Genomic DNA, 16,896 nt, shown 5'->3' on the forward strand with positions numbered 1-16,896 from the left:
CGCCTAACTCTTTTTTACATATTCTAAATCATGTTTAACCATGATCTCTATAAGTTCATCAAATGATGTTCTTGTCGGATTCCATCCTAATATTGTTTTGGCTTTAGTAGGATCTCCCAAAAGTTGTTCAACTTCAGCAGGTCTGAAATATTTAGGATCTACTTCAACTAGAATTTTTCCCGAAGCATTATCTATACCTTTTTCATCAACTCCTGTTCCCTCCCAGTGTATTTCAATGCCTGCAACTTTAAAAGCTTTAGTAATAAATTCACGTACTGTATGCATTTCCCCTGTTGCAATAACAAAATCTTCAGGTCTATCATGCTGAAGCATAAGCCACATACATTCTACATAATCTTTAGCATATCCCCAATCTCTTAAGGAGTCAAGATTCCCCATATAAAGCTTTTTTTGCAAGTCATGAACAATTCTAGCTACAGCAAGTGTTACTTTTCTTGTGACAAAATTCTCTCCTCTTCTTTCGCTTTCATGATTAAAAAGGATACCATTTACCGCGAACATACCATAGGATTCTCTATAATTTTTTGTAATCCAAAAACCATATTGCTTAGCAACGCCATATGGACTTCTAGGATAGAAAGGTGTAGTTTCTTTTTGAGGAACTTCTTGAACTAAGCCAAATAATTCAGATGTAGAGGCTTGATATATTTTAGTCTTTTTTTCCATTCCTAAAATTCTTATAGCTTCTAAAAGCCTCAATGTTCCTACAGCATCTGTTTCAGCAGTATATTCTGGTACATCAAAACTAACTTTAACGTGGCTCTGAGCGGCCAAATTATAAATTTCGTCAGGCTGGGTAAGCTGTATAACTCTCATTAATGAGCTAGAATCTGTCATATCCCCATAATGCAAATTTATCGATCTAGATTGATGCATATCCTTTACCCATTCATCAAAATAAAGATGTTCTATTCGATCAGTATTAAAAGATGATGAACGACGTATAATGCCATGAACTTCATACCCTTTTTCAATCAAAAATTCAGCTAAAAAGGATCCATCTTGTCCAGTAATTCCGGTAATTAGTGCTATTTTCCCCATATTTGTGTTCTAAATTATATTTATTATTAATTATTTAAAGCTTATTTAGTTCAGAGAGTTTTTAAAGCTATGTTAAGCCAGGATTTTTTCTCTCAAGATTTTCATATATGTACTTGACATCTTGAGAATTTTCTTTATTTAAGACCAATATAGCATCTGAAGTATCAACAATTATAGAGTTCTCAAATCCAATAAATTGGGCGAATTTTTTCTCATCTCCTATATACATATTTCCATTTTCATCAACTGAATGTCCATTCTTTATAAGATAATCATATAAAGAATCAAAAGTTCCTAAATCAGACCAGAAAAAATCAGATTTAACCATTTTTATTTTCTTACTTTTCTCCATCACAGCATAATCTATACTTCTTGATGGGATAATCTTCATTAGCTCTGCAGATATAGAAGTACTATCAACCTTATTGTCCCACGCATTTTTTGCAGTATCTAATATTTCAGGAGCATGAAAGAGCAGTTCATCAAGCATTGTTTGGGCTTTAAAACAAAACATGCCACTATTCCACATAAAATTTCCACTTTTAACGAACTCTATAGCAGTCTCTCTATTTGGTTTTTCTCGAAATCTTAAAACATCATTACCCTTGTATTCAATATACCCGTATCCAGTTTCAGGTTTATTAGGCTTAATCCCAAATGTCGCAATGTACCCTTGCGTAGCTAATAAAATCGCCTCTTGAACAGCATTTTCATAAGAGGGAGCACAATCAATTATATGATCCGAAGGGGTCACCAACAAAATGTCTTCCGGCTTAGCAGCAAGACAAGCCAAAGCAACAGCAGCAGCAGTGTTACGCGGAATAGATTCTATAATTGATTGCACAGGTATACATATATCTCTAAGCCATTCTTCTCCAATTTTAAAATGATCCGAATTTGATATAATTGTTAAACTATCAACAAAATTTTTATTTCTATTAATTGTTAAACTAAACAAAGATTCACCTTGAAATATCTTAAGGTATTGTTTAGGATTCCGTTTTCGCGAAAGAGGCCAAAGCCTTGAACCTATTCCACCACTTAAAATAACATTTATTATAGACATTTTTATTTATTAAATATTTTTTGCCACCATTTTGTTTCCTCAGCATTATATCCATAACCATATTTATTACCGTAGCCTAAAAAGTCTTTATTTACATCATTCAATACAAACGCAACATTTTTTATTTTTCCTGAATCAATACTGTTATTTGCAAATTCCATTAATGCTTTCTCTGTATAACCAGATCTTGACACATATAATGTTACATCAGCCATTTCAGCGATTAGGAAAGAATCAGTAACTAACATTAAAGGCGCTGTATCTAATATTATATAATCATAACTATCTTGTAATTCACTAACTAATTGTTCATATCTACCATTCGTAAGAAGCTCTGTAGGATTAGGAGGTATACTTCCAGAATAAATGACATCAAGATAAGGGTTAAATGTTGATAAATGAACAATTTTACTAATGTCTACCTTACTATCGTACAAATATTCAGTGAGCCCTAATAATCCTTTTCTTGCCGTATTATATCTCTGAAGTTGAGGATTTCTAATATCAGAGCCAATTATAAGTACCTTTTTACTTGGTGTTGCAAGGGTAAGGGCTAAATTAACAGAAATAAATGTCTTTCCTTCACCTTTTACAGTAGATGTAACAAAAACTATTTTTGCCTTTTCCTTTTTTGGAAGCATAAAATTCATATTTGTAATTAGAATCCTAAATGCTTCGGCTAAAGGTGAGAGATCATTAAGTTTTATCAGTTCATCTTGCCCTTTATTGAGACTAGGAATCTCACCTATTACAGCCTTACCTCGGGATAGGAATTCTAAATCATGCTTTGATTTGACTTTATTATTCAGCAGCTCTCTTACATAGATCAAACCAAAAGGTATCAATAATCCAATAAATAATGCTCCCCCTAAGTAAATATTTTTTTTAGGAGCAACAGGTCTGGAAGAAGCATATGCATAATCTATAATTCTAGCTTTATCAGCAGTAACAGCTAAAGAAATTGCTGTTTCTTCTCTTTTCTCTAATAACAATAGATAAAGATTTTCTTTTATCTGTTGTTGTCTTTCAATACTTCTAAATTTCTTTTCCTGAGATGGAATTTTTGTAATTTTCGAGTTAATTTTATTTTGTTCACTCTCATATTGACTCTTTGCCAATTGAAGTCCTGTTCTATTTTTAATTAAGCTTTCCATTACAGATCCTTTCAAAGCTAATATCTGCTTATTTAAATCTATAATTAGTGGATTTTGAGGTGTAGCATTTTCAAGCAATCTGTTGCGTTCTAAAACTAGCTGATTATAAGCGGTGATATTTGCAGTAGCAGTACTATTATTTAAACCAATGTTAGAGGGTAATACTTGAGAAGTACTTTGCCTGCCCATAAAATCAACTAAATTATTTGTCAATTCAAGTTGAGATTCCAAATCAATTTGTTTTGCCCTAGCCTCAGCCGAAGTTTCAAGATTAATCTTCACTTCAGTAGCTATGTCAGTAATATTATTAGCAGCCTTAAAATCTTCCTTTTCATTTTCTACTTGCCCAAGTTCAGTTGATATTATATTAATTCTCTCATCAATAAAGTCTTTTGTTTTCTTGGATTCTGAATTTTTATCATAAATGGCTTCATTATTATATGCACCCACAAGGCTATTAACAATATCTTTCGCTTTATCTATGTTAGAATAATCTAAAGATAACCCAATGACAGTAGCATCTTTATTTAATAAACTTACCTTTAGCATCTTCTGTAAACCATCTACACAATTTTCAACTGTAGAATAAGTAAAGTATAATTCTCCTATTTCCTTTGCTTTTATTTTATTAAAGTTTGGATTTTTTAAAATTATCAAATTTGCATAGGGTAGACTAATAGTTCTATTAAATTGAGTTTCAATTTCAGGTAATTCTTTACTACTCAAAATTACATTTTGTCCCGAAATTTTGATAGAAATAGGCTCTTTAGGTCCTTTCTCATAGAGCTTTTCGTTAATGACCTGAATTATTACTGGGGATGTATCTTTATAAAGTTCTTTTGATCTAAAATTATACTTTGAATATATTGATGTGTGTAACCTTAATTTATTGACCACCTGCTCCATTAATTTTTTAGACTTAAAGATCTCTATCTCATTTTCAATACTATTTGTTCCCATACCCCCAAGGCCTGATAAATCCTGTAAAACACCGAAGTCGCCCGCTACAGAGGGTACTTTTTTAGCATCTTTTATAAGTACAGATGACTTAATATTATATATTGGAGTTGCTAGCTTTAAATAGAAATAAGTTATAATTAAAGATATTATGGGAATAATTATAAACCAAAACCATCTTTTCAAGTAGGGCTTTGTTATTTCTTGAATATTTATTTCTTTTGATTCCTCTGCAGTTGGATTATCCATTATCTAAATTTAAAATTGTGTTTTCACCTTGTTAAGTAAATACTCTTTTGTATTTTTATATATTATCTCGAATCAATTAAATTCTATCTATACAAGCTTAGCTTCATAGATAAAAGCATTCTCTTTAGTATCCCAAAATTGAGCTTAAAAAAATCATGATGGGAAACTACAATAAAATAGAATCATACTTTTATCTTCAGATTAGTTTTATCTAAAATAACTATTTCATCTTCATTTCTACTTCTAATTTGTCAGCTCAAAAATCAAAATATCAACCTCAACGCTATAATCAATTAATTTACTATAATTTATTTTTTTATTAAACTTACAACAACAGCTGCCGCTGTAATTGCAATTGAAAATGCTGTTAAGTAAATCCCTGTATTTGGATTTTGTTTAGCTGCCAGATCTTTTACATTGGTAGCTGCTACAATAATAGCATCGCCCTGTTTTAAATTAAAGTAAGGAGAATTAATCATATTGGCATCCTTAAGATTAATTCTTCCATGAGTCACTAATCCATTTTCAGTTCTTATTACCAATACATCATCTCTTTTTCCATATATAGTTAGGTCCCCCGCTAAACCTAATGCATTTAAAACAGTAGCCTGTCCACTGGAAATAGTGTAATCTCCTTGTTTATTTACTTCTCCCAAAACAGTGACTTTAAAATTTGCAAGCCTTATATTTACAGTAGGATTAATAATAAACTGACTCAATTCTCTTCTTAATTCATCTTTAAGTTCAATTAATGTTTTATTATTTGTATTAATTTTACCTAACACTGGAAAATCTATTTCACCATTATTATCAACAATATAGGTAGGCCCTGAAATACTTGTAACTCCTTGATTTGGAGTATTTCCACCAGCGAAGGCATTTGTTTGGATAATCTCAGATGAAGAGTAGTTTTGATTGAACGGTTTTACAACATCCATATCTTTAGCAGTAATCAATATTACCAATTGATCACCAACTTGTATTGTATTATTAGAATTTCTGGAAGATGATTCAATAGCTACCTTTTCTATATTCTGCATATAATTTAGGTCATTTTTCGCATTTGGATTCGTTTTGCAAGACACCAACCAAAGCGCAGTTAATACAACCAATATTTTACTTTTCATATTCTTAAATTGTACAAATATACATTTATAATTCATTTATTTATCTAATTGTTCATACACAGAATTATTGCTCTTAAACTCCGGAACAATTGTTTTTAAAAGCTTGACCACATTTACTTTATCTTCCATTACAGAAGCATCAGTAATCAACTTAATGAGGCTTTCTATTTCCAGGAATTCCATAGTTGGATCTTTAGAAATCATGATCTTTTCATTATGAGTAGGAAGTGTTTTAGCATTATCGCTTAAAAGCTCTTCATACAGTTTTTCACCTGGTCTAAGACCTGTATAGATAATTTTTATATCAATGTTAGGTTCAAAACCTGATAATTTAATCATTCTTCTCGCAAGATCAAGTATTTTCACAGGTTCTCCCATATCGAAAACAAAAATTTCTCCTCCCTGTCCCATTGTTCCCGCCTGGAGAACTAGTTCGCAAGCTTCAGGAATTGTCATAAAATATCTTACGATATCAGGATGGGTAATCGTCACTGGTCCCCCAGCTTCAATCTGTCGTTTAAAATGTGGAATAACGGAACCGTTTGAACCTAATACGTTTCCAAATCTTGTTGTAATAAATTTTGTTTTATTTCCTTCAACATGCTGTAAGGATTGAACGAATAATTCAGCGGCCCTTTTGGAAGCCCCCATTACATTGGTAGGATTTACAGCTTTATCTGTAGAGATCATTACAAATCTGTTGACTTTATAACGACTTGATAAAACAGCAATGTTTTTTGAACCTAAAACATTAACACGGATAGCTTCATTAGGATTTTCCTCAACCAATGGAACATGTTTATAAGCGGCAGCATGGTACACCATTGAAAAGTTATAGATCTGAAATATAGGTTCAACTCTATGTATATTTGAAACATCAGCCAAAACAAATTTAAATCTGATATGAGGAAATTTTTCCTTCATTTCGAGTTCAATATCATATAACGGAGTTTCAGCCTGATCCAGTACAACAATCAATGCAGGATTGAACTGAGCTACCTGTCTTACGATTTCGCTTCCGATAGATCCGGCACCACCAGTCACTAAGATGTTTTTATTAAAATGTCTGCTTTTGACCTCTTCGCTTTCTATTTTTATTGGTTTCCTGTTAAGAAGATCCTCTATCTGAAGATTCCTGATTGCTCCCCCCAAGTCACTGTCTCTTAATTTCTGTACAGATGGAGCTTTGAAAATATTTAAGTCTTTTTCTAAAAATAAATTAACCCATGAGTTCATTTCATCTTTAGACATCATTTCTTTTACAATAATGACTCCGTCAATAATAAGATCGTCTTTTGTAGATTCTTCAATCCTGCTTTTCTCATAGATAGGCTTTCCTAATAAAGAAGCCCTTTTGGAGTCTGTTCTCTGCGTAAGAAATCCTACTACCTGATAAGGCAAGCTTGGATTATCTAAAATAGCACGGGCTATAGCAATAGACTGCTCATCAATACCCAATACCAAAATCCTCTTTTTTAGAGCACTTCTTCTATATTCTCTGACGATATGAAAAAATTCTTTCACATACAATCTGAAAAGAAACAGTCCCATAAAAGAAATGATGAAGTAGAGTATCAGGAATGGTGTCAGTATAAACTTTCCGCCTGTAGACCAGAAATAAATAAGGTTGACTAATCCTACTACTGTCATAGTACAGAAGCAGGAAATCAGCAGTTTGAAAAGATCAATAAACGTAGAGTGCCTTATAATTCCTGCATAAGTTTTGAAAAAATACATAAAGATTGTATTTATCAAAATAATAAAGGCAAAAACAATGCTTTTATCTTCATGATAAATAAACTCTTTTTGGGTAATTTTTTCAATAGTATAAGTAGAAAGAAATAAAGACATTACCAGAATAATAATATCTATTACAAGTATTATCCATCTGGGAAGATATCTTACGTCTGAGAGATTGACAACATTATCACCTCCAAATATTTTTTTTCTAAGAGAGTTATACATTGTCTGAATATGTGTTCATGTTTAAATAGGTTAACACCTGCTTTTATTAATATTAATTCTTTAAGAATGGATACAAAAATAAAATAAAATCCTATCTATCCTTAAATTTTAAACAAATTTAATGAATTTCATTTTCTAAAACTTCAGAAATTCTAGATCTATAATCATTTGTTAAATTGGTCCCGGACGGCAGGCAAAGTCCTGTGTCAAAAAGTGTACCACATAAATTATTTCCAAAAAAATCACACTTTTTATATAGGGGCTGAAGGTGCATTGGTTTCCATAGATATCTGGTTTCTATATCATTCTGTGAAAATATCTCTCTAAGCTTTTCTTTTGAAAGCTCATTTTTTAAAATAACGGTATTAAGCCAATAGTTTGAAAAAAAGTCATTGTTGGGAGCAGAAAACAGCTCAATATTTTCATTATTTTTCACCAGTTCTTGATAAAAATCATGATTTTTTCTTTTCTGTTTGATTTTTTCGTCCAGTGTTTCCATCTGTCCTCTTCCGATCCCTGCTGCAATATTATCCATTCTGTAATTATATCCTAATTCAGAATGGCTGTAAAATTCTGCATTATCCTTGGCTTGTGTTGCAAGAATAAGTGCTCTGCTTTTGAATTGTGCATTTCTTGAGATCAAAATTCCGCCGCCACCGGTTGTAATAATTTTGTTTCCGTTAAAACTTATAACAGAAAGGTCTCCAAAAGTTCCGCAGGGCTGTCCTTTATATTTACTTCCCAGTGCTTCTGCACTGTCTTCAACAATAGGAATTTCATATTTTCTTGAGATCTGGAGTATTTCTGTTGCCATAAAGGGCATTCCGTATAAGGATACTGCAATAATAGCTTTAGGCTTTTTTCCTTGCTGTATGCAATGCTTTACGGCATCTTCCAGGGCATTTGGACACATATTCCAGGTCTCGCTTTCGCTATCTACGAATACAGGAATGGCTTTAAGATAAAGAATAGGATTGGCAGAGGCTACAAAGGTAAAAGACTGGCAGATCACAAAATCTCCTTCTTCTACATTTAATAATCTCAATGCCAGATGGATAGCTGCAGTACCGGAAGACAAAGCTGTGACATGCGAATTGTTGCCTAAGTAATTTTCCAGGCTCTTTTCAAATTCATCTATGTTAGAGCCGTATTGGGAAATCCAGTTGGTATCAAATGCGTTGTGTATATATTCAAGCTCACTTCCTCCCATATGAGGAGGTGAAAGCCAAATTTTTTCTTTTTTCAATTATCTATTTATGTTTCGTCAAAAGTATCACTTATTTTTTCATATTCAAAGCCTCTGCTCATTAAATATTTTATTGTTTTAGATTTTTTCTGATATTCCTGCATTCCTTTTTGCCTGGAATAATAATCTTCGAAGATTTTCCTGATCATTTTTTCATAATCATCTTCATCTATTTCATCAAAACAGCTGTTAATTAGCTTTTCCGAGATCTGTTTTTGCTTAAGATGCATTCTTATCTTATTTCTACCCCAGTGCTTGATATAAAACTTTCCCCTGATATAGCTGCGTGTAAACCTTTCTTCGTTAAGATAATTCTCTTTCAAAAGGTAGAGGATAATTTCATCTTTTGCCTCATCAATCAGCAGAAATTCTCTCATTTTTTGCTCAACTTCTGCATGACAGCGGTCCTGATAAACGCAGTAATTTACCAGTTTCAGCTTTATTTCATCAAAGGTGAAAGATTTCTTCTCCATAATAGATATGAAAAAGAATGGACAGATGCCCATTCTTTATTATAATGTTTTTTAATCAAATTAATAGTTGAACAGGGCTTTGCCTTCCATCAGTTCATTTACTTTCTTTCTTACTGAAGCAATAACTTCTTCATTTTTAATATTGTCAACCACATCAGAAATTAGTCCCGCAATCGTATCCATATCGTTTTCTTTAAGGCCTCTTGTCGTGATCGCTGCCGTTCCCAATCTGATACCGGAAGTGGTGAATGGCGACTTGTCATCAAAAGGAACCATATTTTTGTTACATGTAATATCTGCAAGCACTAAAGCTTTTTCTGTTTCTTTTCCGTTTACATTCTTATTTCTAAGGTCTACCAACATTAAGTGATTGTCTGTACCACCGCTTACAATATTGAAGCCTCTGTCAGTCATAGCTTTTGACAGTGCCTGTGCATTAGATTTAACCTGCTTGGCATAGGTCTCGAACTGACCATCCAATGCCTCTCCGAAAGCAACTGCTTTACCAGCAATAACGTGCTCAAGCGGCCCACCCTGAATTCCAGGGAAAACGGCTCCATCCAATACCTGGCTCATCATTTTTGTTTCTCCTTTCGGCGTTTTGTGGCCATATGTATTTTCAAAGTCTTTGCCCATCATAATCATTCCTCCTCTTGGACCTCTTAAAGTCTTGTGGGTAGTAGTCGTTACTACATGACAGTGTTCAAACGGAGAGTTCAACAGCCCTTTGGCCACTAAACCAGCCGGGTGAGCAATATCTGCCCAAAGTGTAGCCCCGATCTCATCTGCAACCTCTCTGAATTTAGCATAATCAAGATCTCTTGAATAGGCCGAGAAACCTGCAATAAGCATTTTCGGTCTTTCTCTCAAAGCAACCTCTCTCATCTGATCGTAATCGATAAGTCCTGTTTCTTTCTGAACACCATAAGAAACCACCTGATACTGAATTCCTGAGAAATTAACCCCTGAACCATGAGTAAGGTGTCCTCCCATTGAAAGATCCATACCCATGATTTTGTCTCCTGCTTTCAAAACGGCAAGATAAACGGCAGCATTCGCCTGAGATCCTGAATGCGGCTGTACATTAACATAGTCAACACCGAAAAGCTCTTTTGCTCTGTCGATGGCTAATGTTTCAACCTCATCTACTACTTCACAGCCTCCGTAATATCTTTTTCCGGGATATCCTTCAGCATATTTGTTGGTCAGTACACTTCCCATTGCTTTCATTACGTTCTCAGAAACAAAGTTTTCTGATGCAATAAGCTCTAATCCATGGGATTGTCTTTGTCTCTCTTTTTCAATCAGGTCGAAAATAATGTCCATTTTACTTTTAGTTTTTGAAATTTTTCACCCCAAATGTACGGAATTTCCTGTAAGATTTCTTTATCCTAAAATCCGATTTTGGAATAAAATTTCAGGCATTATGCAGTAATTTACCATCAATGGTGACTTTTTTACTCCAATTTATACCTGCTTTTTAAATACAAACTTGCTTTAACCAATAATATCAATATAGGAACTTCCACTAAAGGACCGATAACTCCTACAAAAGCCTGTGAGGAATGAATTCCAAAAACAGCAATACTTACTGCAATAGCCAATTCAAAATTATTTCCTGTCGCCGTAAAAGCAATGGAGACATTTTTATCATAAGGAACTTTCAGCCATTTGTTTATTGAAAAACTAATAAAAAACATCAATACAAAATAAATGATCAGTGGAATTGCAATTTTTACCACGTCCATGGGCAGTTCCAATATTTTATCCCCTTTTAGGCTAAACATTAAGACAATCGTAAATAATAAGGCGTATAAAGTAACAGGTGATATGACTGGAATGAATTTTTGGCTGTACCATTCTTTTCCTTTGAGTTTCGTAAGAAAATAACGGCTTAGAAAACCGGCTAAAAAAGGAATTCCCAGATAAATTAAAACGCTTTCCATTACGTCGCTGATAGGTACAGAAACATTAAAATTACCCAATCCTAATTTTTGAGGAAGAATATTAATAAACAGCCATACCATAAAGCTATAGGATATAATCTGAAAAATACTATTTAAGGCGATCAGCAAAGCTGCATATTCCCGGTTTCCTTTTGCCAGATCATTCCAGACAATAACCATGGCAATGCATCTTGCCAGGCCTATAAGAATGAGCCCTATCATAAAATCCGGCTCATTCTTAAGAAAAATAACAGCTAAAACAAACATCAAGACTGGACCTACGACCCAGTTTAATAATAACGAAACAGATATTACTTTTTTATCCCGGAACACTTGTGGCAATAGGCTATAATCTACTTTCGCCAGAGGTGGATACATCATCAGGATTAAGCCGACAGCTAAAGGGATGTTAGTCGTACCTGAAGAAAATGAATTTGTTATTACAGAGATACCAGGAAAAAAATATCCCAAACCGACTCCGATGATCATAGCCAGAAAAATCCAAAGAGTTAAATACCGGTCAAGAAATTTTAATTTGGTCTTCATTTTTAATGATTTATTTGGGAAAAAACGTAAAACATTTCGGCCCCGATTTGTAGACTTCTTTCTCTGTATATTCTGGTTTGTTCAGGCGTGCTATCTGAGATTTTCGGATCTTCAAAGGTAACAGGAATACGTTTCTCTGCACCTGAAATGAAAGGGCATCCTTCATCTGCCTGGGAGCAGGTCATAACTGCAGCAAAACCTGTATTTGGATTAAAATGATCATCGTATTTTTTAGAAAATCCAATGACAGGTAAAGCATTTTCAGAATACTTAACAGCATATACAGGGTTTTCGCTTTCACTTAATTTCCAAATATGAAAGCCAGCTTCCATCAATGTTTCAACAACTTTAGGAAATAAAGCAGTTGTCTCTGTACCTCCGGAATAGCAGTTTACATTAGAGATTTTAAAATAGGCGGATGCAGTTTGTGCCCAGATTTGTGCCAGATGGCTTCTCCGGGAATTATGGGTACAGATAAAATTAATAGATATTGATTCTTGATTTCTTTTTTTCTGCTCTACAAAATCTATTAATGGCTGCAGAACAGCTTTTCTTTCTTCGCCGATCTCTATAGAAAGAAGTTCTTCTATATATTTTGTCAATTTAAGATACATTCCAGTCATTATAAAGGTTAATATTAGCAACAGCCCGAACCTGGTGTACAGCTAGAATCCTGATTAGCCTTCAGCCCGCTTAAGCTTATTTTTTGCTTTTCCTGAGGAATTCCACAGGCGTCTGTAGCTAAACAAGCCGTCAGTTTATTTTTTAAGATAAAGTTGTTACCGTTAAATTCCAGATCATATTTTCCAATAGTCTGATCCTGATATTCTACTTCAATTTCAAAATCTCCGATTCCCAGCTTCTCTTCTGACAAATTAATAATATGTAATAATTTTCCGGGTTTAAGACGGTGTTCGTAATCTTCTGCATTCCAGAGCTGAAAATTTATGTGTTCTTCTCTTCTGATGGTTCCTCCGCAATCGATGAAGTTTTTGGTAACCATTCCTATCTCAGTAACGTGGAAGTGTTCCGGTACAAATCTTCCGTCCTCCAGTTGGAATTCTACATTTTCCAAGCCTGGTAAAATGCTTTTAATGTCTGATAATTTCATAATTCAATATTTTAATTGTTATAATGCAATATTACGATGATTCAATTCAAAAAAATTTAGCAGCAATTCTGCTTTTTAACGGTGGAAATAATATTTGAAAAGAAAGCATTTAAAATTTCGAACGCTTTTTCATCGATACAGTAACATACAGAATTGCCTTCAATGTTTCCTTTGATTAGGCCTGCATTCTTTAATTCTTTCAGATGCTGGGAAACGGTAGGCTGTGCAAGAGGCAATTCATTGACAATATCTCCGCAGATGCATTCATTAACTTTCAGAAGATATTCAATGATGGCAATTCTTGCCGGATGTCCCAAAGCTTTTGCTATGACAGCGATCTTATTCTGCTCATCTGTAAAGAAATCTGTTTTTGTAGCTCCCATACTTTTTATTATATCGCAATATTACGATAATATATTTTAGCAACAAAATTTTAAGTAAAAAATCCCCACAGAAAATTTCTGCGGGGACGGCACCAATTTATAATATATAATTAAAAACTTTCTTCTGCAAGCTCTTTATTGACAATAGCTCCTGTGAAATTTCCCTGGGCAACAGCATTGGCTACAGACCTCATCATGGTGACATTGTCACCACAAGCAAAAACACCGGAAATATTGGTTTTATGCATAGAGTCAATTTTGATAAACCCATGTTCGGTAAGCTCACAGCCAAGATATCCTGAAGCATTGATGTTCTGCTCAAAAGGTATTTTGGCATACAGTGCTTTCAAGGAGATTTCTTTTCCGCTTTTAAAGATGACTTTCCGGATGTTTCCGCTTTCATGCTCTATTTTTTCAATTTCATCTTCAACAAGAATGATATTATTCTGGGCCAGTTTGTTTTTCTGATCTTTTGAAAGAGCCGATTGGCCATTACTGAATATGAAGAGGTTCTTTGTCAGGTTATATACCAGTTTTGAAAACTCAAAGGCCATATCACCATCTGAAAAAATTCCGGTTACTTCATCTCTCACTTCATAGCCATGGCAGTACGGGCAATGGAGAACTGAAATTCCCCAGCATTCTGTAAATCCGGGAATATCAGGCATGAGGTCAATCACTCCTGATGCCAAAATCAGTTTTTTAGCGTAAAATTTTTCGCCCCCAGAAGTTTCCGTTTCAAATCCTTCATCAGTTTTTCTCAGTTTTATGACAGAATCTTCATGAAACTTCACTGTATCATATGCTTCGACCTGCTTGCGGGCAAGATCAGCAATTTCTTTTGGCGCTTTTCCGTCATGGGTAATAAAGTTATGTGAATGGGGCGTCTGTCTGTTACATGGTTTCCCACTGTCTATGATCAGGGTATTTCTTAATGATCTTCCTAAAGACATTCCTGCTGATAACCCGGCATAGCTTCCGCCTATAATAATAACCTCGAAATTTTTCATTTTACTAAATAATATTGGATGTTAGTCTGTTTTTCAGCTGTTCGCTTCTCATCACAAAGTTAAAATAAAATCTCATTAATGCAATATTGTTGCGTTAATATTTTATTACAATAATAAAAAGATTAAAAAAAGAAACAGCTGATTTTAAACTTATTAAAATTTAAAATCAGCTGTCAGTCATATTTATTGTCGAATATAATCTGTGAATCAATTATTTTTGAAGAGTTTTATGGTGTAATCCAGGAGTTCTATCCCACCTGTTTCTCCATGTCCCGGAATTATAAGTTTGACATCAGGATATTGGGCTTTTACTTTTTCAACGGTTTGGGACCAGGCCTGAACATTGGCATCTCCGAGGTATCCTTTTGTAGCATTCATTTCTTTGATCAGACAACCTCCGAACATTGCTTTCTCATCAGGAATATAGGCTACTACATTGTCTTTTGTATGTCCTTCTCCAAAGTATTTCACCAAAATTTTGTGTTTTCCGGCATTCAGTGTGATGGTATCATTAAATCCATGCTCCGGAACATTTGCTCCATTTTGCTTTGCCAGTTCAATGGTTTTATTGCTGGCATAAGACGGAATATTATTTTTACCAAACTCTTTCAGTCCGCCTACACAGTCATCATGGAAATGGGTTGCCACAACAGCATTCACTTTGGAATGAAGGTTATTCTTAATCCATGAAATCAATTCCTCTGTGCTTTTATCATTGGCAGGGCTATCCAGGATTATGGTTTCATTTCCGTCTTTCACAATCATCCCATTACATTCTACTTTTCCAAAGGAGTCTGTGTTCAGATAGGAAATATGCTGATAAATACCATTGGACAGCTGAATGATGGAGAGGTTATCTGTTTTATAGACTACTTGGGCCTTCTGAGTTTCTTTCTGAGAACTGCAGCTTAAAAATAACAAAGCTGAGGATAAAAATAAAATTTTGGATAGTGATTTCATAGGGCATTACAATTACAGCGAAATTAGAAAATATTTCACCCTATGATATGATCCATTATAGTTAATTAAGTGTTAATATCTGTGCTTCACCTCATTAATTTCCTCCCTGATGTTTGTACGGATGTCAATTTTTGCTCCTTTAAAACTAAAGATTGTAGTTCCTTTTTCACGGGCAAATTTATTGACAATGGAATCTGCGGCTTTGGAGTTTTCGAAATAAGGACCTGTCTCTTTTAATTCATCTTCTTCTTTGGAAAATTCTTTTACCCGGATCAGGTTATCGTATTTTTTACTGAGATCAAACCAATTGATGTAATCCGCATTGAAGGAAACTGCCTGTACTCCTTTTTTGGAATAGTAATTAACAGCTCCTGCCTGTCCATAATTATCACAAAGAACCAAAGTCCTGCCACTTTCTGAAAGCTGAGAATATTCCTTATCAACCTTTTGGGCAAGCTCTTTCCATCCCTGCATATCTGCAAAATCCTGGGGCAGCGGATGGTCTTTACCGTCTTCCCAGCGGAGCAATCCCATTTTTTTATATTTTTCAGGATGGTTGACTATGTATTCCGGACTTTTATTGGGAAAAGCAAGATTATACAGAGGCAGAAACAGAAGTACAGGAACAAGGATAAAAACAGGCTTAAGAAACTTTTTCCAACTTTTATCAAAGATATGCGCCAGAAAAACAGCCCCGAATGCTATGAAAACCGGATAAATCCCAACAGCGTAATAATCTTTAGCTTTGAAAAATAAAAACAGGGCAATAGTTATGACATATGCCCAAAAGAAAGATCTGAATTTCTCAAACGGTTTGTAAAATAACAACGCATAAAAGCCTGCAATAATGACCAATAACGAGCCTATAAAGAAAAGGATCTGGGATTTAAAAAAACCGAACCGGTCAACATGAACCAGTTGTCTTTCCGAAAGTTCTTTCATATGTGAAACAACTGGAAAATCGAATTTGTATTGCCAGATCAGATTAGGAAGCATAATTAATACAGCTACGAAGGCCGCACCATAAAGATGAGGCTGAGCAAATATTTTTCTTTGTCTGGTCAGTAGAACGGCAGGAATAATTCCCAATACGGAAAAGACAATATTATATTTATTCAAAAAGCCTATCCCAAAGATCACCGCAGCAAGGTAGAGCCATTTTACTTTTTCGGAATTAAAATACAGGATCAGAACATAATAGATAAGGGTCCATAGCAATACCTCCAGGGAAGTCGGCTGAAAAAGCAAATTGATGCGAAGAAGTACTGAAAGCAGGATCCCTGTTGAAGCCAATATTTTGGCATACAAACTACCCTGAAGCTCATCAATAATTTTCCATACAACAACAATGGTCATTGCTCCGAAGAATGCCGGGAAAAATTTCACCCAAAATATGGACCCTCCGAGTGTTTTAACGAGCCAGGCCAGCCATGAATTCACCGGCGGAACGGAAAGATATCCCCAAGCCAGATGATTGCCCTGATCCAGATGGAGGTATTCATCTCTGTGTAACTCATATTCGGAGCTGATCAGAGAATATTGGAGGATGAATTTTACAATGATAAAGAAAAAGAGAATCAGGTAGCTTTTCTTCATAGTTATGAGATTGTATGGTTACTGTTTCTTGTAAGACAATTTATT

The 16,896-nt window shown here is 34.3% G+C and carries 15 protein-coding genes; all 15 read right to left on the reverse strand.

What is annotated here, in order from left to right; genetic code table 11:
• Positions 1-3 precede the first annotated feature (3 nt).
• Positions 4-1,062 carry a GDP-mannose 4,6-dehydratase gene (gene gmd / locus LC418_RS17055; RefSeq protein ID WP_223560023.1) on the reverse strand — a complete coding sequence of 353 codons (1,059 nt, stop codon included), beginning with the start codon at positions 1,060-1,062 and terminating at the stop codon, positions 4-6.
• A 67-nt stretch (positions 1,063-1,129) separates the two neighbouring features.
• On the reverse strand, positions 1,130-2,128 hold the full coding sequence (locus LC418_RS17060; protein ID WP_223560024.1) for a mannose-1-phosphate guanylyltransferase: 999 nt from the start codon (positions 2,126-2,128) through the stop codon (positions 1,130-1,132).
• A gap of 2 nt (positions 2,129-2,130) precedes the next feature.
• Positions 2,131-4,488 (reverse strand): GumC family protein, encoded by a 2,358-nt coding sequence (locus tag LC418_RS17065; RefSeq protein WP_223560025.1) that lies wholly within the window; start codon positions 4,486-4,488, stop codon positions 2,131-2,133.
• A gap of 308 nt (positions 4,489-4,796) precedes the next feature.
• Positions 4,797-5,615, reverse strand: a complete 819-nt coding sequence (locus LC418_RS17070) for a polysaccharide biosynthesis/export family protein (RefSeq protein WP_223560026.1) — start codon at positions 5,613-5,615, stop codon at positions 4,797-4,799.
• Positions 5,616-5,651: 36 nt separating this feature from the next.
• Positions 5,652-7,580, reverse strand: a complete 1,929-nt coding sequence (locus tag LC418_RS17075; protein ID WP_223560027.1) for a polysaccharide biosynthesis protein — start codon at positions 7,578-7,580, stop codon at positions 5,652-5,654.
• A gap of 118 nt (positions 7,581-7,698) precedes the next feature.
• Positions 7,699-8,790 (reverse strand): aminotransferase class I/II-fold pyridoxal phosphate-dependent enzyme, encoded by a 1,092-nt coding sequence (locus LC418_RS17080; protein ID WP_223560201.1) that lies wholly within the window; start codon positions 8,788-8,790, stop codon positions 7,699-7,701.
• Positions 8,791-8,834: 44 nt separating this feature from the next.
• Positions 8,835-9,299: a regulatory protein RecX gene (locus LC418_RS17085; protein WP_223560028.1), complete on the reverse strand. Its 465-nt coding sequence runs from the start codon at positions 9,297-9,299 to the stop codon at positions 8,835-8,837.
• Positions 9,300-9,359: 60 nt separating this feature from the next.
• Positions 9,360-10,625: a serine hydroxymethyltransferase gene (gene glyA, locus LC418_RS17090; RefSeq protein WP_111956556.1), complete on the reverse strand. Its 1,266-nt coding sequence runs from the start codon at positions 10,623-10,625 to the stop codon at positions 9,360-9,362.
• 131 nt (positions 10,626-10,756) lie between these two features.
• Positions 10,757-11,791 (reverse strand): ACR3 family arsenite efflux transporter, encoded by a 1,035-nt coding sequence (arsB, locus tag LC418_RS17095; RefSeq protein ID WP_111956554.1) that lies wholly within the window; start codon positions 11,789-11,791, stop codon positions 10,757-10,759.
• A gap of 2 nt (positions 11,792-11,793) precedes the next feature.
• Entirely contained in the window at positions 11,794-12,405 is a 612-nt protein-coding gene (locus tag LC418_RS17100; protein WP_223560029.1) for a low molecular weight phosphatase family protein, read from the reverse strand.
• A 23-nt stretch (positions 12,406-12,428) separates the two neighbouring features.
• Positions 12,429-12,902: a DUF6428 family protein gene (locus LC418_RS17105; protein WP_223560030.1), complete on the reverse strand. Its 474-nt coding sequence runs from the start codon at positions 12,900-12,902 to the stop codon at positions 12,429-12,431.
• A gap of 56 nt (positions 12,903-12,958) precedes the next feature.
• Entirely contained in the window at positions 12,959-13,285 is a 327-nt protein-coding gene (locus LC418_RS17110) for an ArsR/SmtB family transcription factor (protein WP_034729278.1), read from the reverse strand.
• A 110-nt stretch (positions 13,286-13,395) separates the two neighbouring features.
• Positions 13,396-14,295, reverse strand: coding sequence for an NAD(P)/FAD-dependent oxidoreductase (locus LC418_RS17115; RefSeq protein ID WP_223560031.1), 900 nt, complete (start codon positions 14,293-14,295; stop codon positions 13,396-13,398).
• Between the two features lie 207 nt (positions 14,296-14,502).
• The gene (bla, locus tag LC418_RS17120; protein WP_223560032.1) at positions 14,503-15,255 is read right to left on the reverse strand and encodes a subclass B1 metallo-beta-lactamase; all 753 of its coding nucleotides are present in this window, start codon (positions 15,253-15,255) and stop codon (positions 14,503-14,505) included.
• A gap of 72 nt (positions 15,256-15,327) precedes the next feature.
• A complete protein-coding gene (locus tag LC418_RS17125) occupies positions 15,328-16,851 on the reverse strand; it encodes a glycosyltransferase family 39 protein (RefSeq protein WP_223560033.1) in 1,524 nt (507 codons plus the stop codon).
• Positions 16,852-16,896: the final 45 nt, after the last annotated feature.

The organism is Chryseobacterium lathyri (assembly GCF_019970085.1).
Classification (GTDB): Bacteria; Bacteroidota; Bacteroidia; order Flavobacteriales; family Weeksellaceae; genus Chryseobacterium; species Chryseobacterium lathyri.

Coding starts and splice junctions, on each gene's coding strand:
- LC418_RS17065 (WP_223560025.1), bottom strand. CDS start 4,488: ATGGATAATCCAACTGCAGAGGAATCAAAAGAAATAAATATTCAAGAA.
- LC418_RS17080 (WP_223560201.1), bottom strand. CDS start 8,790: ATGGGAGGAAGTGAGCTTGAATATATACACAACGCATTTGATACCAAC.
- bla (WP_223560032.1), bottom strand. CDS start 15,255: ATGAAATCACTATCCAAAATTTTATTTTTATCCTCAGCTTTGTTATTT.
- arsB (WP_111956554.1), bottom strand. CDS start 11,791: ATGAAGACCAAATTAAAATTTCTTGACCGGTATTTAACTCTTTGGATT.
- LC418_RS17070 (WP_223560026.1), bottom strand. CDS start 5,615: ATGAAAAGTAAAATATTGGTTGTATTAACTGCGCTTTGGTTGGTGTCT.
- LC418_RS17100 (WP_223560029.1), bottom strand. CDS start 12,405: ATGTATCTTAAATTGACAAAATATATAGAAGAACTTCTTTCTATAGAG.
- LC418_RS17075 (WP_223560027.1), bottom strand. CDS start 7,580: ATGTATAACTCTCTTAGAAAAAAAATATTTGGAGGTGATAATGTTGTC.
- LC418_RS17085 (WP_223560028.1), bottom strand. CDS start 9,299: ATGGAGAAGAAATCTTTCACCTTTGATGAAATAAAGCTGAAACTGGTA.
- glyA (WP_111956556.1), bottom strand. CDS start 10,625: ATGGACATTATTTTCGACCTGATTGAAAAAGAGAGACAAAGACAATCC.
- LC418_RS17115 (WP_223560031.1), bottom strand. CDS start 14,295: ATGAAAAATTTCGAGGTTATTATTATAGGCGGAAGCTATGCCGGGTTA.
- LC418_RS17125 (WP_223560033.1), bottom strand. CDS start 16,851: ATGAAGAAAAGCTACCTGATTCTCTTTTTCTTTATCATTGTAAAATTC.
- LC418_RS17105 (WP_223560030.1), bottom strand. CDS start 12,902: ATGAAATTATCAGACATTAAAAGCATTTTACCAGGCTTGGAAAATGTA.
- gmd (WP_223560023.1), bottom strand. CDS start 1,062: ATGGGGAAAATAGCACTAATTACCGGAATTACTGGACAAGATGGATCC.
- LC418_RS17060 (WP_223560024.1), bottom strand. CDS start 2,128: ATGTCTATAATAAATGTTATTTTAAGTGGTGGAATAGGTTCAAGGCTT.
- LC418_RS17110 (WP_034729278.1), bottom strand. CDS start 13,285: ATGGGAGCTACAAAAACAGATTTCTTTACAGATGAGCAGAATAAGATC.